Below are 23,911 nucleotides of genomic sequence, written 5' to 3'. Positions count from 1 at the left end.
CTATCGACAAGGTGTCGCCCGCCGAACGTGCCAACCGCAACCGCCGCAGCTCGCGGCGGCGTGGCGGCAACGGCGGATCACCCCTCGGTTCCGGGGCGAGCGCCGCCAAACCCCAGTTGAGGACCGTGCGGGAGACGTCGGCCGGAGGTCTTGTCGTCGACGGGCTCGGTGGCCCCCCCGACCGATTGTGCGCGGCGCTGATCGGTCGAACCGACCGCCGCGGGCGTCTGCTGTGGTCGCTGCCGAAAGGACACATCGAGAAGGGCGAGACCGCCGAGGAAACGGCGATACGCGAAGTCCACGAGGAGACGGGCGTCCACAGCAAGGTTCTCGCCGAACTCGGCAGCATCGACTACTGGTTCGTCACCGACGGCCGGCGCGTCCACAAGACAGTGCATCACTATCTGCTCCGCTATCTCGGCGGCGAACTGTCCGACGCCGACGTCGAGGTCACCGAAGTCGCCTGGGTGCCGCTGACCGAACTGCGGTCGCGACTCGCCTACGCCGACGAACGTAAACTCGCCGACGTCGCGGATCAATTGATCGCCGAGATGGCCCCAGCATGGCGGCTCGGCGCCGGCGGACCGGAGGCCCGTCTCGGATGATGCTGTTGGTGCACCGGTCCGGTGCTGCGGTCCTTGTCGTGCTCGCACTCGTGTTCGTGGCGATCGGCGGTGCCACCGCCCACGCCGATTCCGACAAGGCGTCACGCTTCCTCGAACTGCGCATCGACGCGGTCACGCCGTCCGTCGTCACCGACGGAAGCGATCCCGTCGTGACAGTGTCGGGAACCGTACGCAACATCGGTGACCGGGACGTCTCGGACATCAGTGTGCGACTGCAACGCGCGCCGATGATCACCGGCACCGCGGAACTTCGCACCACCCTCACCCTCGATCAGAGCGGATTCGACACGGTCGGCGAGTTCGAATCGGTCGACGACCTTCTCGAACAGGACGAAGAGCGGCGTTTCGCACTCGACATGCCACTGCGCTCGGCGACCGAACCGTCGCTCGGAATCGACACACCCGGCGTGTATCCACTGCTCGTGAACGTCAACGGCACCCCCGAGTACGGCGGCGAAGCACGACTCGACGACGCCCGGTTCCTGCTTCCGGTGCTGGCGGTACCCAGCGACGGCGAGGACCTGCCTCCGGTGGCGCCGACGGGGGGAGACCCCGCCGCCGTCACGATGCTGTGGCCCCTGGCGGACAAGCCCCGACTGGCTGCTGGCGTGGCCGGATCGGTGACGGAGCCGGTGCGCCTCGTCGACGACGAGTTGGCCACCTCCCTCGCGATCGGCGGTCGCCTCGACGGTCTGCTCTCGGCCGCCGAATCGGTCGTCGGCATCGAGAACCGAAGTCGGCTCGCCGGAGCCCTGTGCCTGGCTGTCGACCCGGATCTGCTGGTGACCGTCGCGAACATGACACGCGGCTACCTCGTCGTCGACGATCCGGCCGATCCGCTGGGCGACGCCGAGGAGGGCAGCGGCACGGACGCGGCAATATCCTGGCTCGAGCGGCTACGTGCCGTCGCCGGCGCGACGTGCACCGTCGCCGTGCCGTTCGCCCAGGTCGATCCGGTCGCGCTGGCCGATGTGGCCGCATCGTCGGCCGGCGGAGCGACCCTCGCCACCGGGGCGCTGACGGCACCCGCGGACATCATCGACACCATCCTCGGCGTGACGTCGATGCGCGCGGTCACCTGGCCGGATTCCGGCGTGCTCACCGAGAAGGCCGGCCGACTGCTCGCCGAAAACGGTCCGGTCACCGCACTCCTGGCCGACAGTGCTGTCGATGCCTCGGCCACCGGGTCGTCCGTCACAGCGCCGCCCGCGACCCGGATATCCGGCGTCGACGGGCTCACCGCGGCCCTGTTCGACAGCTCCGCCGCCGCCGCGCTCGCCGCCGTCGGTCAACAGCCGACCACACCGTCGTTCGTGCCCGAATCCGCGCGATACGACCTCGGTGAGGATTCCGCGACCGCTCGACTTCAGGACGCGCTGGGTGCGCTGGCATGGCCCGCATTGGAGGAGCCTGCCGAATCCGGCGCCGTGGACCGGTCTGTACTGTTCGCGCCGTCGCAGACGTGGAGCCCGACCGAGGACGAAGCCACCGACATGCTGTCGCTGCTCGAAACCCTCGTCCGGGCCGGACTCGCGGTACCACGCCCGTTCGAACAGGTTGTCGCGTCCGCGGCGGCCACTGTGGATGCGCCGGATGCCGCACTGTTGTCGTACCCGGAACAGGCCATCATCGACGGTGCATCGAACGTCGTGGTGGGGCACGTCGTGGAACAGGCACCACGTCTCGACGCGCTGCAGCTCGCACTCATCGAGGATCCGCAGGCTCAGCTCACACCGCAGAAATTCCTCGCTCCGCTCCGCGAGGACATGCTGCGGTCGATGAGCCTGGCCGGCCGTCGCGGGTCGGACGCTGCGTCTGCAGAACATGCCGCCTACACCCGGTCGACGGCCGTCCGCGAGGCCGTGGACCGCATGTTCGGCGGCGTGACGGTCCTCTCACCGGGAGGCTTCTATACGCTGACGTCCGAGCAGAGTCCCCTCGTCCTGGTCGCGCGGAACGATCTGCCGGTGGGTATCACCGTGCAGTTGCATGTGGACGCACCCCAGGAGATGGAGATCACCGATATCGGACCGACCCAGCTGCCGCCTCGGGGCAGCCGGACACTGACGGTGCCCGCGCAGATCAGTGACTCGCGGAAACTCGGCGTCGAGTTCGCACTCACCACCGAATCCGACTTGCCACTCGGAACACCGACGAGTGTGACGGTACGTTCCAATGCGTACGGCCAGGTCCTTGCCATCGTCACCGGTTGTGCGGGGGCGCTCCTGCTGTTCCTGGCGGGCCGGCGACTTCTGCACCGGTTCCGCGGCGAACCGGATCCAGCCGACGAAGGGTACGAAAGCCCATGACCGGGAACCCGCCCCGCGACAGTCGCGCGGCGCCGCCGCTCGGCGGTGCGAGCACCGGACCGGATGCACCTGCCACGTCCGCCGGGTCGCGCAAGACCTCGAGTCTGCTCGCTGCGTCCGGTTCCATCGCCATCGCGACACTGGCCAGCCGTATCACCGGGTTCTTCAAGCAGGTGCTGCTGCTGACCCTGCTCGGTGCGGGCGTCGCCAGTTCCTTCACGGTCGCGAACCAGATTCCGAACATGATTTCCGAGCTGGTGCTCGGTGCCGTTCTCACCTCGATCGTCGTCCCCGTGCTGGTGCGCGCGGAACGCGAGGACCCGGACGGTGGAGCCGCATTCGTCCGTCGTCTGTTCACCCTGTCGTTGACCGTTCTGGCGATCGCCGCCTTGCTCGCGACCGCTGCGGCACCGTTCCTGGTGACCCAATTCTTCCTCGACGACACCGGCGAAGTGTCGACGACCCTGACGACAGCACTGACCTACCTTCTTCTGCCGGCAATCCTGTTCTACGGGTTGTCCGCGCTGCTCACGGCGATCCTCAACACCCGGCAGATTTTCAAGCCAGGCGCGTGGGCACCGGTGCTCAACAACATCGTCGTCCTCACAGTGCTGGTTCTGTATTTCCTGCTGCCCGGTGAGATCACCCTCGATCCGGTGCGAATGAGCGATCCGAAACTGCTACTCCTCGGTATCGGCGTCACGCTCGGCGTCGTCACCCAGGCGCTGTCGCTGGTACCCGCACTGCGCCGGGAAAAGATCAGCCTGAAACCGCTGTGGGGGCTGGACGACCGGCTACGGCAGTTCGGTGCGATGGCCGCCGCGATCGTCCTGTACGTATTGATCAGCCAGGCCGGCACTGTCTTCGCCACCCACATCTCGTCCGGGGCCGATGAGGCCGGACCCGCGATCTACAACAATGCGTGGGCTCTACTGCAGCTTCCGTACGGTGTGCTCGGGGTGACATTGCTGACCGCGATCATGCCGCGGCTGAGCCGCAACGCCGCCGAGGACGACACTCCGGCGGTGGTCGACGATCTGTCCGTCGCGACCCGGCTGACGATGATCGCACTGATTCCGATCGTCACGTTCTTCACGATCGCCGGACCTCAGATCGGCACCGCCCTGTACGGGTACGGCAGCTTCGGTGCCGACAACGCGAGCCTCCTCGGGCAAGCGGTGAGCTGGTCGGCGTTCACGCTGATCCCGTATTCGCTGGTCCTGATCCACCTTCGGGTGTTCTACGCCCGCCAGCAGGCGTGGACACCGACATGGATCATCCTCGGGATCACCGCAGTGAAGATCACCCTGTCCGCCGCCGCGCCTGCGTTGGCGAGCGACAGCGAACATGTCGTCCTGCTGCTCGGTGTCGCCACGGGCATCGCGTTCACGGTCGGCGCGTGCATCGGCTGGTTCCTGCTGCATCGCACCCTCGGCAACCTCCAGATGTCGAACGTCGGCCGCACTGTCTGGAACGTGGTGCTCGCGTCGGCCGCAGCCGCCGCGGCGACCCTGCTCGCAGACTGGTTGCTGCAACTCGACGCGCTGAGCGAACGTTTCGGTGGTCTCGGATCGATCGTCCGCGTCGGCATCACCGGGGTGTTGATGATCCTGGTCGCGGTGACGGTGATGTGGGTGCTCAAGGTGCCCGAGATCCATGCGATCACCGCCGCGGTTTGCCGCAAGATCGACGCACTGCGCGGACGCGGCGCCGGCGAGATCCCGGAAGCCACCGACCGGCCGGAAAACCGGGAACTGCCCGCGAACACGCCGACCGCGGCCCGCCGCCGCTACCCGGAGAGCGACGCGGAGAAGACGATGGTGCTGCCGCGCCTCGACTACCTTTCGTACGGAGGCTCTCCGTACGACGCGATAACGGAAGTAATCCCGGTCATCAGGGATCGGCCCAGGGAACTCGATGCTCAGCAGCACCTCCCGTACCCTGGTCAGCGGCAGGGCCGACCCCCACGCTACGGGTCGCAGCAGTTCACGGGTCCGGGCGACGCCCCTTTCCGCGGACAAGGTGGACGAGTCGAAGAAGAAGGAGTCAGGGTGAGCGACGACCACGCTGCCGGCAAGTCCACGATCGATGCCGCCGCACGTGCGGACGCGGGTTCTCCGCCGGCACCAGCGGACGGTTCCGCCGCGGCGAAGAAAACGCAGGTCACGCCGCCGGACGGCGCCACCGGGTCCGCCGATGCGACTGCCCCGGATGGTGCCGCGAAGCGAGGTCCCGGACGTCCGCCCGCGGGCGGCGCCGCAGGCGCGAAAGGTCCCGCACGCCCGAAGCGCGACCGCGGCTACGACACCGGTGTCATCCCGATCGGGTCACCGCAACTTCCCCCGCTGCGAGTTTCCGGCTCCACACCGCGACCGCAGATGCGCGGGCCGGAACTCATTCCGGGTGCCTCCGTGGCCGGTGGCCGCTATCGGCTGCTCACCCCGCACGGCGGTGCGCGCGGGCTGCGATTCTGGCAGGCCCAGGACGTCAAACTGGACCGTGAGGTCGCGTTGACGTTCGTCGACGCCGAGCAGAGCGCCGCCAACGTCACCGGCCCCGACGGGCCGCAGGCCATCCTGTCGCGCACACTGCGCCTCGGCCGGATCAGCTCGCCGGGACTGGCTCGTGTGCTCGATGTGGTTCGCGGCAGTTCGGGCGGCATCGTGGTGTCCGAATGGACGCCGGGCCGCTCGTTGCGGGAGATGTCCGCCACCGAACCGTCTCCGATCGGCGCGGCCCGCGCGGTACGCGCGCTGGCCGCGGCCGCGGAGTCTGCTCACCGCGCGGGTAGCGCGCTGTCGATCGATCATCCCGACCGCATCCGTATCAGTGTGGCGGGCGACGCAGTCCTCGCATTTCCCGCGACCTTCGCAGATTCCGATGCGGTATCCGACGTCCGCGGGCTCGGTGCGAGCCTGTACGGGCTGATCACCGCCAGGTGGCCCCTGCCCGATGCGTCGGCACCCGGTGCTCCGGCAACCGCGGGGGGAACTGTCGGCGGTATGACGCCTGCCGATCACGGTGCCGACGGAGCACTGGTCGAACCGCGGGCGCTGCGTTCCGAAGTGCCGTTCGAGATCTCCGCGGTTGCCGTGCGGGCACTGCAGAGCGACGGCGGTATCCGCACCGCGGCCACCGTGCAGCACATTCTCGATCAGGCGTCGGTCGTCGACCAGAAGACCGACATGATCCCGGCGCTACGGCTCGGACAGCGGCCCGGTGCCGAACCACACGCACTCTCCGACCCGGAAGCCCTGGCGGAGAAGAAGAAGCGATCCGAGCGGATGCTCATGGCACTGGTCGGACTCGGCATCACCACCGTCGTGCTGCTCGCGCTGATCGGCTGGTGGATCGCGAATCTGCTGGCCGGCAGCAACTCCGACGCTCCACTGACCAGTCAGGAGTTCGGTCTCACTCCCACCGCGGAGGCACCCGAACCGGAGGCGGCGGCACCGGCGGCAGCTCCCGCCGCGGCAGGCCCGGTCTCGGCGACATCGGTGTCGGTGTTCTCACCCCAGGGCACCCCCGATTCGCCTGCGACAGCACCATTGGCGATCGACGGCGATCCCAGTACACGGTGGAGCACCGATGCGTACTTCGATCCGTTCCCGTCCCTCAAGAACGGTGTCGGTCTCATGTTCGTGCTCCCGGAACCGGTGGCGTTGCAGTCGGTCTCGGTTACCACCGACGATCCGGGTACGGTCGTCGAGGTTCGTAGCTCACCGTCCGCTCAGGCGACGCTCGATCAGACGCAGGTGATCGGTTCGGCTACGCTGGGTTCCGGCGTCACCGAAATCCCGATCTCCGCCGAAGGCCGCACGTCGAATGTGCTGCTGTGGATCACCGATCTCGCGCGGGGCGGCGGGAGCAACAAGAGCACGATCGCCGAGGTCGGCTTCACCGCAAGCGAATAGCCCTGCCGCTCATCGCCGATTCTCCGGGAGAATCGGTTACCATCCGCGCGTGCGAATTTTCGGGGGGATCGCAAATATCGCCGTGTCCGATGCCGAGTTGTTGGCAGCGCACGCGGCCGGGGACGATCAGGCGTTCGCTACGCTGCTGCGCCGCCACTACGACCATCTGTGGCAGGTTGCCCGCCGAACCAGCTATTGCACGGAGGACGCGGCGGACGCTCTGCAGGAAGCACTCCTGTCCGCGCACCGGACTGCCTCGTCGTTTCGGGAGGACGCGGCGGTACGTAGCTGGCTGCACACGATCGTCGTCCATGCTTGCCTGGACCGGATCCGGCGCAACCGAACCCGACGCACGGTCCCCCTGTACCTCGAGGACGGCGACGAACCGCAATCCCCGCGCAACGACATCGCCGAGGCCGAAACCTCGCTCGACGTGTCGGCCGCCCTCGACGCGTTGCCCCACGATCAGCGGGTCGCGGTGGTCGCGGTCGACATCGAGGGGTACTCGGTTCGAGAGGCGTCGGCCCGGCTCGGCGTTCCGGAAGGCACCGTGAAGAGTCGCTGCGCACGCGGCCGCTACAAACTGGCCGTGCTGCTCGGCGATCTGCACGACCCGGGGAACCGAACCTGACGCCGGATCGTCTAATTGTGGTGAGAGGGCATCGAGCCGCCAAGGAGGACTGCGCATGAACGAGGGCGAACTGCTGCGGCCGCCCTATTCCGCGGATCTGCTCGCCGACCTCCACGCGGGTGTGCTCGACGATGCCGTCGCCGAGCGATTGTGGCCGCTGGTACGCGCCGACGCCGACGCTCTGGTCGTGCTCGACGCTCTCGACAGCGTGCAGGAGCGTCTGCGGGGACTTGCAGATCCCGGTACGCCCGACACCGAGTCAATGCCCGACACCGAGTCAATGCCCGACACCGAGTCAATGCCCGCCGAGGTGGCGATGCGCCTCGACGAGGCGGTACTCGGTGCGGTCCGCGCCCACCGTCGCCGGCGCAGGGTTTTCGCGGGTGCGGTCGTCGGTACTGCTGCCGCCGCGATCGCGGTCGTGGCCGTCGTCGTCATCGGCGGACCGGACCGGACGAACAACGCTGGGCCGACCGTGCCGATGGCGGACGGCCCGGGCCGGGCAGCACTCGAACCGGAGATGCTGCGCAGTCTGGTCGGCTCCACCGATCTCGGGCCGCTGTCCGACGATCGCACACTCGCCGAGTGCCTGACCGCGAACGGAATCGATCCGGCCGCTCCGGTACTCGGATCCAAAACGATCGGTTACGGCGACCGGGATGCGGTCGTGCTGTTGGTACCCGGCGTTGTTCCGCCGCAACTCACCGCTGTCGTGGTGGGAACCGGCTGCGATGCGACGCATCCGGAAACCCTGTATGTGACCTCGATCGGGTGAGTCCCCGGCCGGAGCCGGTACGGTCACCTTCCGCGGTCCCGGCCCCTCGTGACCGCCGGGTACGCAGCAGCATCCGGCCGCCGCCGACGACGACGTGTGGCGTGACGCACGGCACGACCGGAACAACACCCTCTATCCTGTTGTTGATTGTGTCGTCGCGCTCTGCACCGCCGCGCCGCGCACCACCAGTCACAGACGAACCGGAAGGCCCGAATGACCACTCCGCCCACGATTCACGACCTCATCATCGTCGGTTCGGGACCGGCCGGCTATACGGCCGCGGTGTACGCGGCCCGCGCCGAACTCGCCCCGCTCGTCTTCGAGGGCACTCAGTTCGGTGGCTCCCTCATGACCACCACCGAGGTCGAGAACTTCCCTGGTTTCAAGGACGGCATCATGGGCCCGGAGCTCATGGAGCAGATGCGCGAACAGGCACTGCGCTTCGGTGCCGACATCCGCACCGAGGACGTCGACGAGCTCGACGTCACGGGTGACATCAAAACTGTCGTCGCAAACGGGAACACGTACCAGGCTCGCGCGATCATCCTGGCGATGGGCGCCGAGCCCCGGTATCTCGGAGTGCCGGGGGAGGAGCGGCTGCTCGGCCGCGGTGTCAGCGCCTGCGCGACCTGCGACGGCTTCTTCTTCCGCGACCAGGACATCGCGGTGATCGGCGGCGGTGACTCCGCGATGGAAGAGGCCACCTTCCTCACGCGCTTCGCGCGCAGCGTCACCCTGATCCACCGTCGTGACGAGTTCCGTGCATCGAAAATCATGCTCGAACGGGCACGCGCCAACGAGAAGATCCGCTTCGTCACCAACGCGCAGGTTGTCGAGGTGCAGGGCGAGAACAGCGTCACCAATCTCGTCGTCGAGGACACCGTGACCGGCGTGCGGAGCGACCTGGCCGTCACCGGCTTGTTCGTCGCCGTCGGCCACGACCCGCGCAGTTCCCTCGTCGCCGATCAGGTCGACCGTGACACCGACGGATATGTGCGCGTGCAGACGCCGACCACGGCGACATCCGTACCGGGTGTCTTCGCCGCCGGCGACCTGGTCGACCACACCTATCGTCAGGCCATCACCGCGGCAGGTACGGGTTGCTCGGCGTCGATCGACGCCGAGCGCTGGCTCGCCGAGCGGGCAGGCGCGAGCCTGTCGGCAGCCTCTGTCGAGGCCTGATCCGCGCACCCGCCCTCATCCGTCCGAATCTTCAGGAGACATCGTGTCCAACACCAACACCATCACCATCACCGATTCCTCGTTTGTCGAGAACGTCCTGCAGTCCGAGAAGCCTGTCCTCGTGGATTTCTGGGCCACCTGGTGCGGTCCGTGCAAGATGGTGGCTCCGGTTCTCGAGGAAATCGCCGGTGAGCACGGCGACAAGTTGACCGTCGCCAAGCTCGATATCGATGCGAACCCGGTCTCCGCCCAGGACTACAAGGTGATGTCGATTCCCACGATGATTCTGTTCTCCGGCGGCAAGCCGGTGAAGACCATCGTCGGCGCCAAAGGCAAGGCGGCACTCCTGCGCGACCTCGGTGACATTCTGTAGTAGCGTCCCACCGATCGACGCCTCGGCGTGGTACACAGCGAATCGCGACGGATGCGCCCGGATTTCACCAGTTCCGGGCGCATCTGCGACAATCGAGCGATGCTGCGTGCCCTGCCGAGGCACCATCAGGTCAGCACGGAAAGGCCCGAGACATGCACCGACTGCGTCACGGCGACCACGGACCCGCTGTCGCCGAGATTCGCAGCACTCTCGCCGGTTTGGGCTTTCTCCACGACGGCTCCGTCCCCCGTGACTGGGTCGGATCCGACGTGGTGTTCGACCGCGAACTCGACGGTGCCATTCGTGCCTTCCAGCAACAGCGCGGATTGCTCGTCGACGGGGTTGTCGGCCCAGCGACTTACCGGTCGTTGAAGGAGGCGTCGTACCGCCTCGGTGCCCGCACACTGATCTATCAATTGTCGGCGCCACTGTACGGGGACGATGTCGCCGCATTGCAGACGCGCCTGCAGGATCTCGGGTTCTATGTGGACCGGGTGGACGGCTATTTCGGTCCGCGCACACACGGAGGCCTGAGTTCCTTCCAGCGGGAGATCGGGCTGGCACCGGACGGCATCTGCGGCCCCGAGACATTGCGGGCACTCGAACTGCTCGGCACTCGCGTATCGGGAGGCTCCCCGCACGCGATCAGCGAGGAGGAAATCGTCCGTCGATCCGGTCCGCAACTCAGCGGCAAGCGGATCGTGATCGATCCGGGTCTCGGTGGGAGCGACCACGGAGTAATCGTGCGCAGCAGGCACGGTGCCATCTCCGAGGCGGACATCCTGTGGGATATGGCCCGCCGCCTGGAGGGCAGGATGGCCGCCACCGGGATGGAGACATTCCTGTCGCGGCCGTACCACTCGAACCCGACCGACATCGAACGCGCGGGAACCTCCAACGCGTTCGGTGCGGATCTGATGATCTCACTGCGTTGTGACAGCAGCCCCAATCTTTCCGCCAGGGGCATTGCCAGCTTCCACTACGGAAACTCACACGGCTCCGAATCGATGATCGGGCAGGTTCTCACCGGCTACATCCAGCGCGAGATCGTCGCCCGTACCTCACTGCAGGACTGCCGAAGCCACGGCCGCACATGGGACCTGTTGCGGCTGACAAACATGCCGACGATACAGATCGACCTCGGGTATCTCAGCAACCAGCAGGACGCGATGGTGCTCGCGGACCCCCGCTTGCGGGATGTCATCGCCGAAGCAATCCTCATCGCCGTCAAACGGTTGTACCTTCTGGGGCAGGACGATCAGCCGACCGGTACCTACACGTTTGCCGAGTTGCTCGCCGAGGAACTGTCGATCACCGAGCTCCGCTGAACCCGACCGACCGAACCGAGCGTCGGCCCTACCGAACTTCGTCGAGGTCGTCGGAAGCTGTCTTGTTTCACGTGAAACAACACGCGCCGGATCAGTGCGCTCCTACCGGCGTCCGGCTGCCTTCCAGTTCGGCGATCGTGAACGAGGCGGCCTCGACGAGCCGGTCGAGTGCAGCCTCGACCTCTTCCTTCCACCCGTGATCCCTATCGAGTTCGAGCCGCAACCGGGGAAACTGGGGATGTGGCGCAACAACCTCGAAGCCCATGTCCTCGAGGAAGTCCGCAGGGATCATGCATTCGGCCGGTGAACAGTCGAGTGCCGCCGTCGCCGACGGCAGATCGGAGAGTCGGGCGGCGTCGGCGCCAGCGCGAATTCCGAACGCCTCCAGTGCGCGTACGTTGCGACGGACCAAATCGTCGACGACCGCGCGGATCAACTCACTACCCAGACCGAGGTCGTCGGCGTGCGGTTCGATCCGCATGCTCGTCAGCAGGATCGCGTCGGCACTGACCGGGGCGGTCGGGAACAACCGGGCGCGGGGAACCATGTTGGGCGGGGCATAGTGCGCGCAGCCGGCAGGCTTGTCGTCGACCGTCGCAACCTGAGCGCACGAACCCCACTCCAGCAGGACCATCGACAGCCACGCCTCTTTCTCGAATTCCGGGTCGTAGAAGTCGCGGGTATTGCCGGACGCCGGCGGATCCATTTCCCAGAACACACAGCGCCGTGCATGCGCAGGCAACTGGTCGATCCCACTCAGCGTGAGTGATGTGACTCGAGTCGACACCGGTCTACTTCGCCTCCCCGTCCGTATTCTCGACTGTCGTCATTCTCGACTGTCGTCCTGCATGGGCGGCCCGTCAAGAAGGGTCGACCTGCGACTCCATCATTGTCACGATGCGTTGCAGATCGTCGACCGATCCGAATTCGACGACGATCTTTCCTTTGCGCTTGCCGAGACTCACGGTGACGCGGGTGTCGAACGAGTCGGAGAGTCGGTCGGCGACATCCTGAAGGCCGGGCATCTGGATCGGCTTGCGACGCGGCGCCGCAGCGGAATCAGGGCCGTCACCACGGTTTGCGAGGATCACCGCTTCCTCTGTCGCACGCACCGACATGCCCTCCGCAACGACACGCGCGGCGAGAACCTCCTGAGCATCGGCACCGGCTTCGAGGGACAACAAGGATCGCGCGTGCCCGGCCGACAGGACGCCTGCGGCGACGCGGCGTTGTACCGCGACCGGAAGCTTGAGGAGCCGGATCATGTTGGTTACGACGGGCCGCGACCGGCCGATGCGTGCCGCAAGTTCCTCATGAGTCACCTCGAACTCCTCGAGCAACTGCTGATATGCCGCGGCCTCTTCGAGAGGGTTCAGCTGGACACGATGAATGTTCTCGAGCAGCGCATCCCGCAGCAGGGCGTCGTCGTCGGTGTCACGGACGATCGCCGAGACCGTTTCCAGCCCCGCCTCCTGGCATGCCCGCCAGCGGCGCTCGCCCATGACGAGCTGGAAACGATCGTCGTCGAGGCGGCGGACGACGATGGGCTGCATGAGTCCGAACTCGCGGATCGAATGAACCAGCTCCGCGAGTGCTTCCTCATCGAACACCTGACGGGGCTGGCGCGGGTTGGCTTCGATTCGGTCGATCGGCACTTCCAGATACACCGCGCCGGTGGGGGAGGGGAGGGGTTCACTCGCGGGTGCGGCGGAGGCGACCGGAACGGACGGTGTTCCGTCGCCGATGATCACGTCGGCGGCGGCGGTGCCGAGTCCGGACGGCGGGATGGTCATCGCGGGCGCCTCACCCGCCTTCCTCGGTGCAACGGTCTTGCCGGGAGTCGTGATCGGCACCGTTCCGGACGGTGCCGGTGCGGCAGGCGCGGTCGCGGTGCCGGCGACGGCGGAAACCGTCGCTGGCACCGGTGATCCGTCGACCGGCCCGGTCGGGATGAGCGCCGCCAGACCCCGTCCGAGACCACCCTTGCGTGTCGCGCTCATGCATTCCCCTGATTCTTGTGGTGACCCCGTGCCGCCAATTCACGCCCGGCGTCGAGGTAGCTCATCGCACCGCGCGATCCTGGATCGTAGTCGAGAACGGTCATCCCGTACCCGGGAGCCTCGGAAACCTTCACACTGCGGGGAATGACGGATCGCAGTACCGCAGCCCCGAAGTGGGACCGCACTTCTGCCGCCACCTGATCGGCGAGTTTGGTTCGTCCGTCGTACATGGTCAGGAGGACGGTCGAGACGTGCAATTCGGGGTTCAGATGTGACTGCACGAGTTCGATATTGCGCAACAGTTGGCCTACACCTTCGAGGGCGTAGTACTCACACTGAATCGGGATCAACACTTCTTTCGCCGCAACGAGCGCATTGACGGTCAACAGGCCCAGCGACGGCGGGCAGTCGATAATGACGTAGTCGTAGTCGCGGTCACCGAGCGCGGCCTGGTTCAGCGCGTTCTTGAGCCGGTTCTCTCGTGCGACCATCGACACCAATTCGATTTCCGCACCGGCGAGGTCGATGGTCGCCGGAATGCAGAACAGGCGCTCACTGTGGGGGCTTTGCTGCACGGCCTCCGACGCCTTCACGTCGCCGAGTAGGACCTCATAGCTCGATGCGATGCCGGAGTGGTGAGGAACTCCGAGGGCTGTGCTCGCATTGCCTTGCGGATCGAGATCGACGACGAGCACTGTCAGACCTTGCACCGCGAGTGCGGCCGCGAGGTTCACGGTCGTCGTGGTTTTACCGACCCCGCCCTTCTGGTTCGCGACCGTGAGGATCCGCCGTTCCGAAGGCTTCGGAAGCGCGTTCGTCGCATTCGGATGGAGGATTTGGCTCGCGCGATGAGCCGCTGCACCGATCGGTGTATCCGCGGCGGAGATCCCGTCGAACGGCACCGGGAAGAAATCGTCGTCGGTGTCTTCGGTTTCACGTGAAACAGCAGGCTCGGATCCACCCGACATTGAACGCTCCTTTGTCGTCGACCCGCACCCCGGGACGGTCGGCGTTGAAGTGGTTGAGGCGTGAGTTCGACAGTCTCGATGTGACGCCCGAGGTCCATCGACCATCGTTGCCGCATCGTCCCCGTTTCGTTCAGTATTCCACCCAGCATTCTAGGGTGGCACGGTGACATCGCAGACTCTTCTGTTTCACGTGAAACATGCCCGACTCGATGTTTCACGTGAAACATCGAGTCGGGCATCGTCCACACGGTCCACACGAAGATCCGACACGGGAACGAATCGAAGAACTCACTTTGGACGCAAATCTGCGCGAATCTACTGTCGTTCAAAGAATCGAATAGAGCACTGTCGATTCCGTACCCTCGTTGTGGCGTCACAGTGACGAAATGCGATCGACCTTCCATCTACCGCCTCCCGCGACCATTCCCGCCTTCTCCATGACCGTGTTGCTCATCGAGTTACCGACCGGGATGCAACCCACCAGGGCGCGGGACATGGAACAGACCTATCGCTTCTTGTGTCGTCGCGTTCCTCGGCTCATCCGCTCGGCCTTCACCACGACGGTGGGAACTTCCAACAGGCCGACACCGCATTCGAGCACCTCGAGTCCGCCGGCCCCGAGTCGCGTCAGTTCCGCGCGGTCACGTTCGATCTCGTCCGCGGCCGAACTACCCTTGAGCGCGAGCATCCGCCCACCCTCCCGGATCAACGGCAGCGACCACTTCGCGAGCTTCGCAAGGGGCGCGACGGCACGAGACGTGACGACGTCTGCACCACCCGCCTCCTGCAGAACTCCCGGCTGCTCGGCGCGTCCCCGCACCACCAGAACATTGTCGAGTCCGTGTGTTTCGACGAACTCCGCAAGGTAAACGGAGCGGCGCAGCAACGGCTCGACGAGCGTGATGCGGAGATCGGGACGCGCGATCGCAAGCGGAATACCGGGGAGACCGGCGCCGCTACCGACATCGACGACGCTCTCGTCCTTCTCGATGAACTCACCGAGGACCGCGCAGTTCAGCAGGTGCCGGTCCCATAGGCGCGGGACCTCGCGGGGCCCGATGAGTCCTCGTTCGACGCCGTCGGTCGACAACGACCGGTGATACGCCTGCGCGAGTGCACACCGCTCGCCGAACACCTGATGCGCCACCTCGGGGACGCGCTCCTCAACATGTTCCACGTGAAACATCCTCTCCCCGCCACCCGCCCGCCACAAATGCCGCGGGACGTAAACGAACGGAGGGGACCGGCGCGACCGCCGATACCCCTCCGCTGACAAATCTCACCGAAACCGGTGACGCTCAACCCTTGAAAGCGTTCAGTCCTTGATGACGACGACCCGCCGCTGCGGCTCGGCCCCTTCGCTTTCGCTGGACACACCCTCGATCTTCGCCACTGCGTCGTGCACGATCTTGCGTTCGAACGGAGTCATCGGCGCCAAGGATTCACGCTCACCGGACTCGCGCACACGCTGTGCCGCGGCAGTGCCCAGTTCGGTCAGCTCTGCCCTCTTGCCCGCGCGCCAACCTGCGATATCGAGCATCAGCTTGCTGCGTTCACCCGTGGCCTGTTGCACCGCAAGCCGCGTCAGCTCCTGCAACGCGTCGAGCACCTCACCCTGCCGACCGACGAGCTTCGCCAGGTCGGTGCCGCCGTCGATACTGACGACCGCGCGATCACCTTCGACATCGAGGTCGATATCTCCGTCGAAATCGAGCACGTCGAGTAGTTGCTCGAGATAGTCGCCGGCGATCTCACCTTCCTCGACCAGGTAGTCGTCGTCCTCCGAGTCGTCCTGGGAATCGAGGTCCGCGTCGAGCTGCGCGGATTCGGCGGTCACGTCGATGTCCTCCTGTGCCTTGTCCAGGTCACTGGCCATGGTTCGCCCTCTTCTACTTCGGTCAGCGCCGCTTGCGCTTGGAGTTCTTGGAACCGCCCTGATTCTTCCGTGCCGACGTTCCGGAGCCACTCGAGGGCTTCGCAGGTTCGTCGCTCGCATCGGGCTTCTCGAGCGACAGGTTGTTCCCGTCGCCCCCGGAAGTCGCGGGATTCTCGGGAGTATCAGGATTCACGGCAGTCGCGTTCTTCTTCTTCGCACGGTCGGGCCGAGCACCGGGCTTCGGTGCATTCTCGTTGCGACGCGCGACCACGGCTGCCTTCTTCTCGGCTTCTTCCTGGTCGATCTTGCGGAACACGAGGTGCTGCTGGGCATAGGTCCAGATGTTGTTGCTGACCCAGTAGATCAGAATGGCGATCGGAAGGAACGGACCACCGACGAGCACACCGAGCGGGAAGACATACAACGCAAGCTTGTTCATGATCGCCGACTGCGGGTTCGCAGCCGCCTGCTCGCTCTGACGCGCGACGGATGCGCGCGAGTTGAAGTGCGTCGCGACGCCCGCGATCACCATGAGTGGAATTGCGACCGCGGCGATCTCCCAGCGACTAGGGATACCACCGAACGGTGCGAACGCTTCGAGAGAGGCCATCGGCTGCGTGATCCATGCCGAGATCGGAGCGCCGAAAAGTCGGGCACTCAGGAAGGACTGCACGTCCTCGGGACTGAATGCGTAGTTGCCGATCTGTGCGTTCGTCACGGGGTCCAGACCGAGCTGTCCCATACCGGTGCCGGTTCGGTTGAACGAACGGAGCACGTGGAACAGACCGATGAACACCGGAACCTGCAGCAGGACAGGCAGGCAGCCCATCAACGGGTTGAAGCCGTGCTCCTTCTGCAGCTTCTGCATCTCGAGCGCTTGCCGCTGACGATCGTTGGAGTACTTCTTCTGCAGCGCCTTGATCTGCGGTTGCAGTTCCTGCATCTGTCGGGTCGTGCGGACCTGCTTGACGAACGGCTTGTACAGGATCGCTCGGAGCGTGAACACCAGGAACACCACGGCCAGTGCCCAGGAGATGCCATTGTCGGGACCGAAGAGGGCACCGAAGGCTTTGTGCCAGACCCACAGGATCCAGGACACGGGATAGTAGATGAAGTCGAGCACGGCTCTGTGTACTCCTCTGGTCGTCCATGATCGCCGTCCGCGGCGTCGGTCTCGAGGTCTTCGCTCGCCCTGCCGAGAACTCAGCCGGGTGAGCGGGACCGACGGTCGGGAACCGGATCCCACCCACCAGGGTGCCAGGGCCCACACTTGAGCAAGCGCACGATCGCCAGGGACAACCCGACGACGACACCGCGGGTGCGCAACGCCTCGACAGCGTATTCGCTGCACGTCGGAGTAAATCTGCAGGTCGGCATCCGTGTCGGCGACACATATGTGCGGTAGACCTCGATACAGCCGATCAGTGCCCGAGTGGGCGCTGATCGAATCCTGGACCAGACGACGGTCATCCGGATGGCCGTTCGGCTTCGAACAAGCCCAGCTTGGCCAGACCTGTGCGAATCTGTCGGTCGAGATCCCGTGATGTTGCAGTCGCAGCGCCGGGAAGCGCGCGCAGGACGACGTCGGTGCCGGAGGGCACGTCGCTCACGATTCCGGCACAGATATGACGAAGCCGGCGAGCGACTCGATGTCGAATCACCGCCGGCCCGACAGCTTTACTCACAACCAGCCCGAAACGGGGGCCGTCGCTACGCACCACGAGCTCCGACCGATCACGCACGATGGCATGAACGACAAGATCGCGTCGCCCCTGCCTGCGTCCGCGGCGGACTGTTTCGGAGAAGTCCGCGCGGCGACGTAGACGATGCGGCTCAGGCAGCACCCCGAGCTCCCGTAACCGGGATCAGGCGGTGAGAGAGGCGCGGCCCTTACGGCGACGCGCCGTCACGATCGCGCGACCCGCACGGGTACGCATCCGGAGACGGAAGCCGTGAACGCGCGCGCGGCGGCGATTGTTCGGCTGGAACGTCCGCTTGCCCTTGGCCACGGTCGACACTCCTCGAGTCTGTGACGCCTGAGTGCGTCAACGGTCTAACATTTACGGAAATCGCATGACCCGGACGAACGATGCTGTGAAGCAACGCAGCACGGATCCGTCACTGCCTTATGAGTGACTGTTCGAGGCTACTCGGAGGGCGACGCGAAATCAAACCGCGTGCCCGTCGCGAGCGCAACCCGACACGCCGCCCGTCGGCCGTTCACCCTGCCGCGCAATGCGTGTGATGACAGTCACTCCGGGTGTAGGCTCCGCTCATGGTTTCGCAGGGGACGAATATCCGTGCGTGCTGTCGGCCCGTGTATTGCCGGCTCTCGCGGCTTCCCGACCATCGTCGATGCGCCCGGCCTCCGGTCGTAGGTTCGACGCGAGAATCCTGATCGAACCGCTGTCCCGGAGTCCGAACGACAGTCGCCTCGCGCAGTCCAGATCGGCACCGGTCTCGTGCCGGACAGATCCGAAGTTCACCCGCGCCCCGCCACCTCCCGCGACGTAACAGGGCGTGGCACCATACTTGTCCACACCTGTGGATAATCATGTGGAATTCGAACCGTGGGACAGGGAGGACAACTACGTGACCGACGAGCCGAACGCGCTTGCCGATGTGTGGTCGGACGTCGTCGCCGAACTCACCGCCGACGGCGGTGCGCTGACCAAAGGGCAGAAGGCCTGGCTTGCGCTGGTCAAGCCGCTGACCCTGGCACAGGGATTCGCCCTGCTGTCGGTCCCGTCGTCGTTCGCGCAGGAAGCCATCGAACGGGATCTGCGCGAGCCTATTCTGCGGTCACTCAACCGCAATCTGGGTCGCCGAGTGGAGGGCCTCGGTGTGCGTATCGAACCTACCGAGGACACCACCGATCCCAGTGAGGATCCGTACGCGGTTCCACGCGACACCCTTCCATTGGAGGGCCTGCCGATCGAGTCCCGGACGGCTGAGCCGCGCTCTCGCAAGCCCAGCCCACGCGACATGGTCCCTCCGTTCCGGCACCGACGTGCGGCGTCGCTCGACCACGAAGTGCTCGAGGTCGAGGCAGGCGACCTCGAGGAGGTGGACGACGATCGGGAGGCCATCACGGCCGTCCGCGAGTCCTGGCCGTCGTACTTCACGCAACCACCCGCCCCCGCTTCGCCACCACCGACGGGTGGCAGCAGCAGTCTCAACGCCAAATACACCTTCGACACCTTCGTCATCGGTGCGTCGAACCGCTTCGCCCACGCTGCGGCGGTCGCGATCGCGGAGGCGCCTGCCCGCGCCTACAACCCGCTGTTCATCTGGGGGGCGTCCGGTCTGGGCAAGACCCATCTGTTGCACGCGGCCGGGCACTACGCTCAACGACTGTTCCCCGGCTTGCGGGTCAAGTACGTCTCCACCGAGGAGTTCACGAACGACTTCATCAACAGTCTGCGTGACGACCGCAAGGTGGCGTTCAAGAAGCGCTACCGCGAGACCGACATCCTGCTGGTCGACGACATCCAGTTCATCGAGGGCAAGGAAGGAATCCAGGAGGAGTTCTTCCACACCTTCAACACGTTGCACAACGCGAACAAGCAGATCGTGGTGTCGTCGGACCGTCCACCGAAGCAGCTCGCGACGCTGGAGGAACGCCTGCGCACCCGGTTCGAGTGGGGATTGATCACCGATGTACAACCGCCGGAACTCGAGACGCGCATCGCGATTCTCAGCAAGAAGGCCCGGATGGACCGGCTGGACGTGCCGCACGATGTGCTCGAGCTGATCGCCAGCCGGATCGAACGCAACATTCGAGAACTCGAGGGTGCCCTGATTCGGGTCACGGCGTTCGCGTCGCTCAACCGGCAGCCACTGGACCTCACCCTCGCCGAGGTGGTGCTGCGCGATCTCATTCCGGACTCGACAACGCTCGAGATCAACTCGGCCACGATCATGGCGGTGACCGCCGAGTACTTCGGCATCTCCATCGACGACCTGCGCGGTCCTGGTAAAGCCCGTCCGCTTGCGCAGGCACGACAGATCTCGATGTATCTGTGCCGGGAACTGACCGACCTGTCGCTACCGAAGATCGGGCAGACATTCGGTCGAGACCACACCACAGTCATGTACGCGGACAAGAAGATTCGCAAGGAGATGACCGAACGGCGCAAGGTCTACGACCAGGTGCAGGAACTCACGGCACGCATCAAGCAGCGTTCCAAACGCTGATCGGCACAGCATGAGAGCAGGGTCCGGACTTCCGAGTCCGGGCCCTGCTCTCGTTTGTCCACAATCTGCCCACAGGCCGTGCACACCTGTGGGGAATCCCAGATCTCGAGACCGCGCAATGCGTGCTCATCTGTGGATTAGCATGTGCACAACGTGGAATCTCTGTGGACGAACGGTGCACCGAACGTGGATAGTCTCGAGATACTCACATCCATCCTCGAGTAGTCCTCGAGTTCATCCTCGAGTAATCCAGGGGGTGGGGGCGCGCTTCACCAGCGTAGACGGTCGTTCATCCACAGATTCCACAGCCCCTATTACTGTTTTTGAGTTCCTTTCAAGAAAACTCTTTTGAAAACAGGGATGTGGAGCACTCGAGTCCACAGGCTCTCGCGAGCATCCACTCGTCGGAGCGCTCGGCTTTCCAACCCGCAGCAGAAGGCCTACCGTGAAGCGACGTTCCCGACGCCGCCTTCCCGGCACACATCCAGATGCCGCGTCCCGGTGTCGGAGCCCTGTGTCAGACTTCTAGGACTTGTCAGCCCACCCGACGTGCCGACGCACGTCAGCTCGGACGAGAGGATTCCCCGGCAGATGGAGCTTGGAACCATGAAGTTTCGTGTTGCCCGCGAGGACTTCGCCGACTCTGTCGCCTGGGTGGCGCGTAGCCTCCCGTCACGTCCCCCGGTTCCCGTTCTCGGCGGCGTGCTGCTCGCCGCGGAGGAGCAGGGCCTGACCGTGTCCGGATTCGACTACGAGGTCTCCGCGCAGGTGCACGTCTCGGCCGAGGTGATCACTCCCGGTCAGGTACTGGTGTCCGGCAAACTGCTCGCCGACATCACCCGCTCGCTGCCGAACAAGCCAGTCGACGTCGTCCTCGACGGCACCCGCGTGCTCATCAACTGCGGCAGCGCGAAGTTCTCGCTGCCCACGATGCCGGTCGAGGACTACCCGCAACTGCCGGAACTGCCGCAGCAGACCGGGTCGCTGCCCGTCGATGTGTTTTCCGAAGCGATCAGCCAGGTCGCGGTCGCCGCAGGCAAGGACGACACGCTGCCGATGCTCACCGGCATCCGCGTCGAGATCGACGGCACCGACATGGTCCTCGCGGCCACCGACCGGTTCCGTCTCGCGGTCCGCAAGGTCGAGTGGATGCCCACCACGGATTCCACCAGTTCAGCGGTCCTGGTTCCCGCCAAAACGTTGTCGGAAGCCGCAAAAACTGTTGGTGGATCCGGTAATTCGCCGGTTCAGCTCGCTTTGGGCAGTGGATCGGCGGTTGGTGCGGACGGGCTTCTCGGCATTGTCGCGGACGGCAGGCGCACCACTACCCGGCTGCTCGACGCCGAGTTCCCCAAGTTCCGCCAGCTGCTGCCGAACGAGCACACCGCGATGGCGACGGTGGTGATCGCGCCGCTCGTGGATGCCATCAAGCGCGTCGCCCTGGTCGCCGAGCGCGGCGCTCAGGTCCGGCTCGAGTTCGCGGACGGTGGCCTGCTGCTGTCCGCCGGTGGCGACGACGCCGGTCGCGCCGAGGAATCGCTGCCCGCCGAGTTCTACGGCGAGCCGCTTGTGATCGCATTCAATCCCGGTTACCTGCTCGACGGTCTTGGTTCGCTGCACACCGAGAAGGTCTCGTTCGGCTTCACGACGTCGAGCCGGCCCGCCGTGCTGCGGCCGGCCGTCGACGACGAGCCGGAGCCCGATGCGTCGGGCACGTTCGCGGCTCCGGAGAGTGACTACACCTACCTGTTGATGCCCGTTCGTCTTCCAGGCTGACCGGTACGGACGAGGTGAGCGGCCGTGTACGTTCGCACCTTCGCACTGCGCGACTTCCGATCCTGGGATGCAGTCTCGGTAGATTTGGCACCTGGTCCGACGGTGCTGCTCGGGCGCAACGGCCACGGAAAAACCAATGTGCTCGAGGCCCTGGGTTATCTGTCGACACTGACCTCGCATCGAGTTTCCGGTGATGCACCGCTTCTCCGCGCAGGCACCGCGCGGGCACTGGTGAGCGCACACGTCGTGAATGCGGGCCGCGAACTGGCCCTCGACGTCGAGATCAACGACGGCAAGAGCAACCGGGCCCGGATCAATCAGTCACCCACGCGGCGGCCCCGCGACATCCTCGGAATCCTGCAGACCGTGTTGTTCGCCCCGGAAGACCTGTCGTTGGTACGCGGTGATCCTGGAGAGCGCAGGCGCTTGCTCGACGAACTGCTCACCACGCGCGTCCCGAGGCTCGGTGGCGTCCGCGCGGACTACGACAAGGTTCTGCGGCAGCGTTCGGCGTTGCTGAAGACCGCAGGCGGTGCGTTGCGGCGGAACGCACGTGCGGCGGACGGCGCCGGGGCACTGGCAACACTGGAGGTGTGGGACGGACATCTGGCGTCGCACGGAGCCGACCTTGTTGCGGCACGCATCGCGCTGCTGCACGATTTGGCCCCGCATGTGGCCGCCGCGTACCGCTCGATCGCGCCCGAATCACGTCCTGCGCTACTGCGTTACCGCAGCAGCCTCGGCGACGCGCTCCCGCCCGAGTTCGCAGATCCGGCGCGCAGGCCCCAGCCCGAGGACCGCGAGACGATCGAAGGGGCGTTCACGGTGGCCCTGTCGGACGCCCGGACCCGGGAGATCGAGCGTGGAGTCTGCCTGGTCGGTCCGCACCGCGACGAACTCGAGTTGCTCCTCGGGGACCAGCCGGCGAAAGGCTATGCCAGCCACGGCGAATCGTGGTCGTTTGCGCTGTCGTTGCGGCTCGGGGCATTCGAGTTGCTGCGGTCCGAGGGCACCGATCCGGTGCTGATGCTCGACGATGTGTTCGCGGAGCTGGATCGCAGGCGGCGTACCGCGCTCGCGTCGGTCGCCGCCTCCGCCGAGCAGGTACTGATCACCGCGGCGGTTCCGGAGGACGTGCCGCCGGAATTGTCTGGCGCCCGGTTCTCGGTGCGTGCCGAGGACACCGACCGCGGCCGCTTGTCGGTGTTGAGCCGGACCGAGGTCGAGGAGGTGTGGTCGTGAGCGACGGCGGTGCAGGTGCTTCTCCACATGATCCACAGAATGATCCACAGGAACCGTTGCGCGGCGTCGATCTTGCGCGCCGGGCACTCGAGGAGGCTCGAGCGGCGGCGAAGGCCAGCGGCAAGTCCGTCGGGCACGGTCGAGCGTCGCGGGGCTCCCTGCGTCCGCGTCGTCGCCGGCGTGGGTGGTCCGGACCAGGCCCCGACGATCGCGACCCGCAGCCGTTCGGTGCGCTCGTGAGTTCCGTGTCGAAGCAACGTGGTTGGTCCGGGCACGTGTCGGAAGGCACCGTGCTCGGCAGCTGGTCTCGTGTCGTCGGCGAGGACATTGCCGCACACGCGTCGCCGACGACGCTGCGCGACGGGATCCTGCACGTGTCTGCCGAGTCGACGGCGTGGGCGACCCAGCTACGGATGATGCAATCTCAGATTCTCGCGAAGATCGCCGCAGCGGTCGGGAACGGCGTGGTCAAAGAACTGCGGATCACGGGACCGGCCGCGCCGAGCTGGCGCAAGGGCGAGCGGCACATCCGTGGCCGCGGACCACGGGACACCTACGGCTGATCGCGGACCACAGATCTACCGGTCACCCATTTGTTCGGATGAACTTCGTCCGATAGGCGGCCGAATGGGCATCCTGTAGCAAATTTGATGCACAGAGCTGTGCGATAGCCGCTGTGAGGCAATGAGCGGTACCGCACACCCATCCTGTGTC

22 protein-coding genes are annotated in these 23,911 nt (G+C 65.8%); 12 read left to right on the top strand and 10 right to left on the bottom strand.

Annotated features, from left to right (window positions below; all coding sequences use genetic code 11):
• The first annotated feature begins 11 nt into the window (after nucleotides 1-11).
• From WAX14_RS07365 to WAX14_RS07330, 8 genes are all read left to right on the top strand, one after another.
• The gene (locus WAX14_RS07365) at nucleotides 12-605 is read left to right on the top strand and encodes an NUDIX hydrolase (protein ID WP_422627437.1); all 594 of its coding nucleotides are present in this window, start codon (nucleotides 12-14) and stop codon (nucleotides 603-605) included.
• The gene (locus WAX14_RS07360) at nucleotides 602-2,935 is read left to right on the top strand and encodes a glycoprotein (protein ID WP_422627436.1); all 2,334 of its coding nucleotides are present in this window, start codon (nucleotides 602-604) and stop codon (nucleotides 2,933-2,935) included. The genes WAX14_RS07365 and WAX14_RS07360 overlap by 4 nt, the downstream gene beginning before the upstream one ends.
• Nucleotides 2,932-6,849 carry a murein biosynthesis integral membrane protein MurJ gene (gene murJ, locus WAX14_RS07355; RefSeq protein WP_422627435.1) on the top strand — a complete coding sequence of 1,306 codons (3,918 nt, stop codon included), beginning with the start codon at nucleotides 2,932-2,934 and terminating at the stop codon, nucleotides 6,847-6,849. The genes WAX14_RS07360 and murJ overlap by 4 nt, the downstream gene beginning before the upstream one ends.
• Nucleotides 6,850-6,898: 49 nt before the next feature.
• Entirely contained in the window at nucleotides 6,899-7,480 is a 582-nt protein-coding gene (gene sigM, locus WAX14_RS07350) for an RNA polymerase sigma factor SigM (protein WP_422627434.1), read from the top strand.
• 55 nt (nucleotides 7,481-7,535) lie between these two features.
• Nucleotides 7,536-8,255 carry a hypothetical protein gene (locus WAX14_RS07345; RefSeq protein WP_422627433.1) on the top strand — a complete coding sequence of 240 codons (720 nt, stop codon included), beginning with the start codon at nucleotides 7,536-7,538 and terminating at the stop codon, nucleotides 8,253-8,255.
• 213 nt (nucleotides 8,256-8,468) lie between these two features.
• Entirely contained in the window at nucleotides 8,469-9,437 is a 969-nt protein-coding gene (gene trxB, locus WAX14_RS07340) for a thioredoxin-disulfide reductase (protein ID WP_422627432.1), read from the top strand.
• Nucleotides 9,438-9,480: 43 nt separating this feature from the next.
• The gene (gene trxA / locus WAX14_RS07335) at nucleotides 9,481-9,810 is read left to right on the top strand and encodes a thioredoxin (RefSeq protein ID WP_422627431.1); all 330 of its coding nucleotides are present in this window, start codon (nucleotides 9,481-9,483) and stop codon (nucleotides 9,808-9,810) included.
• Nucleotides 9,811-9,962: 152 nt separating this feature from the next.
• Nucleotides 9,963-11,138 carry an N-acetylmuramoyl-L-alanine amidase gene (locus WAX14_RS07330; RefSeq protein WP_422627430.1) on the top strand — a complete coding sequence of 392 codons (1,176 nt, stop codon included), beginning with the start codon at nucleotides 9,963-9,965 and terminating at the stop codon, nucleotides 11,136-11,138.
• Between the two features lie 91 nt (nucleotides 11,139-11,229).
• Here the strand turns inward: WAX14_RS07330 and WAX14_RS07325 are convergent, their stop codons facing one another.
• The 10 genes from WAX14_RS07325 to rpmH form a co-directional block, all read right to left on the bottom strand.
• Nucleotides 11,230-11,925 (bottom strand): GNAT family N-acetyltransferase, encoded by a 696-nt coding sequence (locus WAX14_RS07325; RefSeq protein WP_422627429.1) that lies wholly within the window; start codon nucleotides 11,923-11,925, stop codon nucleotides 11,230-11,232.
• A 73-nt stretch (nucleotides 11,926-11,998) separates the two neighbouring features.
• A complete protein-coding gene (locus WAX14_RS07320; RefSeq protein WP_422627427.1) occupies nucleotides 11,999-13,138 on the bottom strand; it encodes a ParB/RepB/Spo0J family partition protein in 1,140 nt (379 codons plus the stop codon).
• On the bottom strand, nucleotides 13,135-14,106 hold the full coding sequence (locus WAX14_RS07315) for a ParA family protein (RefSeq protein ID WP_422627426.1): 972 nt from the start codon (nucleotides 14,104-14,106) through the stop codon (nucleotides 13,135-13,137). The genes WAX14_RS07320 and WAX14_RS07315 overlap by 4 nt, the downstream gene beginning before the upstream one ends.
• A 373-nt stretch (nucleotides 14,107-14,479) precedes the next feature.
• A complete protein-coding gene (locus WAX14_RS07310; protein WP_422627425.1) occupies nucleotides 14,480-14,602 on the bottom strand; it encodes a hypothetical protein in 123 nt (40 codons plus the stop codon).
• Between the two features lie 9 nt (nucleotides 14,603-14,611).
• The gene (gene rsmG / locus WAX14_RS07305) at nucleotides 14,612-15,292 is read right to left on the bottom strand and encodes a 16S rRNA (guanine(527)-N(7))-methyltransferase RsmG (protein ID WP_422627424.1); all 681 of its coding nucleotides are present in this window, start codon (nucleotides 15,290-15,292) and stop codon (nucleotides 14,612-14,614) included.
• A 129-nt stretch (nucleotides 15,293-15,421) separates the two neighbouring features.
• Nucleotides 15,422-15,982, bottom strand: a complete 561-nt coding sequence (locus WAX14_RS07300) for a protein jag (protein ID WP_422627423.1) — start codon at nucleotides 15,980-15,982, stop codon at nucleotides 15,422-15,424.
• Between the two features lie 22 nt (nucleotides 15,983-16,004).
• Nucleotides 16,005-17,105: a membrane protein insertase YidC gene (gene yidC / locus WAX14_RS07295; RefSeq protein WP_422627422.1), complete on the bottom strand. Its 1,101-nt coding sequence runs from the start codon at nucleotides 17,103-17,105 to the stop codon at nucleotides 16,005-16,007.
• Nucleotides 17,106-17,185: 80 nt separating this feature from the next.
• Nucleotides 17,186-17,452, bottom strand: coding sequence for a membrane protein insertion efficiency factor YidD (gene yidD, locus WAX14_RS07290; RefSeq protein WP_422627421.1), 267 nt, complete (start codon nucleotides 17,450-17,452; stop codon nucleotides 17,186-17,188).
• The gene (gene rnpA, locus WAX14_RS07285) at nucleotides 17,449-17,826 is read right to left on the bottom strand and encodes a ribonuclease P protein component (RefSeq protein WP_422627420.1); all 378 of its coding nucleotides are present in this window, start codon (nucleotides 17,824-17,826) and stop codon (nucleotides 17,449-17,451) included. The genes yidD and rnpA overlap by 4 nt, the downstream gene beginning before the upstream one ends.
• Nucleotides 17,827-17,847: 21 nt before the next feature.
• A complete protein-coding gene (gene rpmH / locus WAX14_RS07280) occupies nucleotides 17,848-17,991 on the bottom strand; it encodes a 50S ribosomal protein L34 (RefSeq protein ID WP_040744549.1) in 144 nt (47 codons plus the stop codon).
• A 583-nt stretch (nucleotides 17,992-18,574) separates the two neighbouring features.
• Between rpmH and dnaA the strand changes: the two genes are divergently transcribed.
• The 4 genes from dnaA to WAX14_RS07260 all read left to right on the top strand — a co-directional run bounded on the left by dnaA (nucleotide 18,575) and on the right by WAX14_RS07260 (nucleotide 23,760).
• Entirely contained in the window at nucleotides 18,575-20,179 is a 1,605-nt protein-coding gene (gene dnaA / locus WAX14_RS07275; RefSeq protein ID WP_422627419.1) for a chromosomal replication initiator protein DnaA, read from the top strand.
• A gap of 591 nt (nucleotides 20,180-20,770) precedes the next feature.
• Entirely contained in the window at nucleotides 20,771-21,955 is a 1,185-nt protein-coding gene (dnaN, locus tag WAX14_RS07270; protein ID WP_422627418.1) for a DNA polymerase III subunit beta, read from the top strand.
• 24 nt (nucleotides 21,956-21,979) lie between these two features.
• A complete protein-coding gene (gene recF / locus WAX14_RS07265) occupies nucleotides 21,980-23,197 on the top strand; it encodes a DNA replication/repair protein RecF (protein ID WP_422627417.1) in 1,218 nt (405 codons plus the stop codon).
• Complete coding sequence (locus tag WAX14_RS07260) at nucleotides 23,194-23,760, top strand: DUF721 family protein (protein WP_422627415.1); 567 nt, start codon at nucleotides 23,194-23,196, stop codon at nucleotides 23,758-23,760. Before recF ends, WAX14_RS07260 begins: the two co-directional genes overlap by 4 nt.
• Nucleotides 23,761-23,911: the final 151 nt, after the last annotated feature.

Origin of the sequence: Rhodococcus sp. (in: high G+C Gram-positive bacteria), assembly GCF_049299235.1 — a bacterium.
GTDB lineage: Bacteria > Actinomycetota > Actinomycetes > Mycobacteriales > Mycobacteriaceae > Rhodococcus.
The sequence above is the reverse complement of the archived record's forward strand: the minus strand, read 5'-3'. Positions and strand labels throughout refer to the sequence as shown.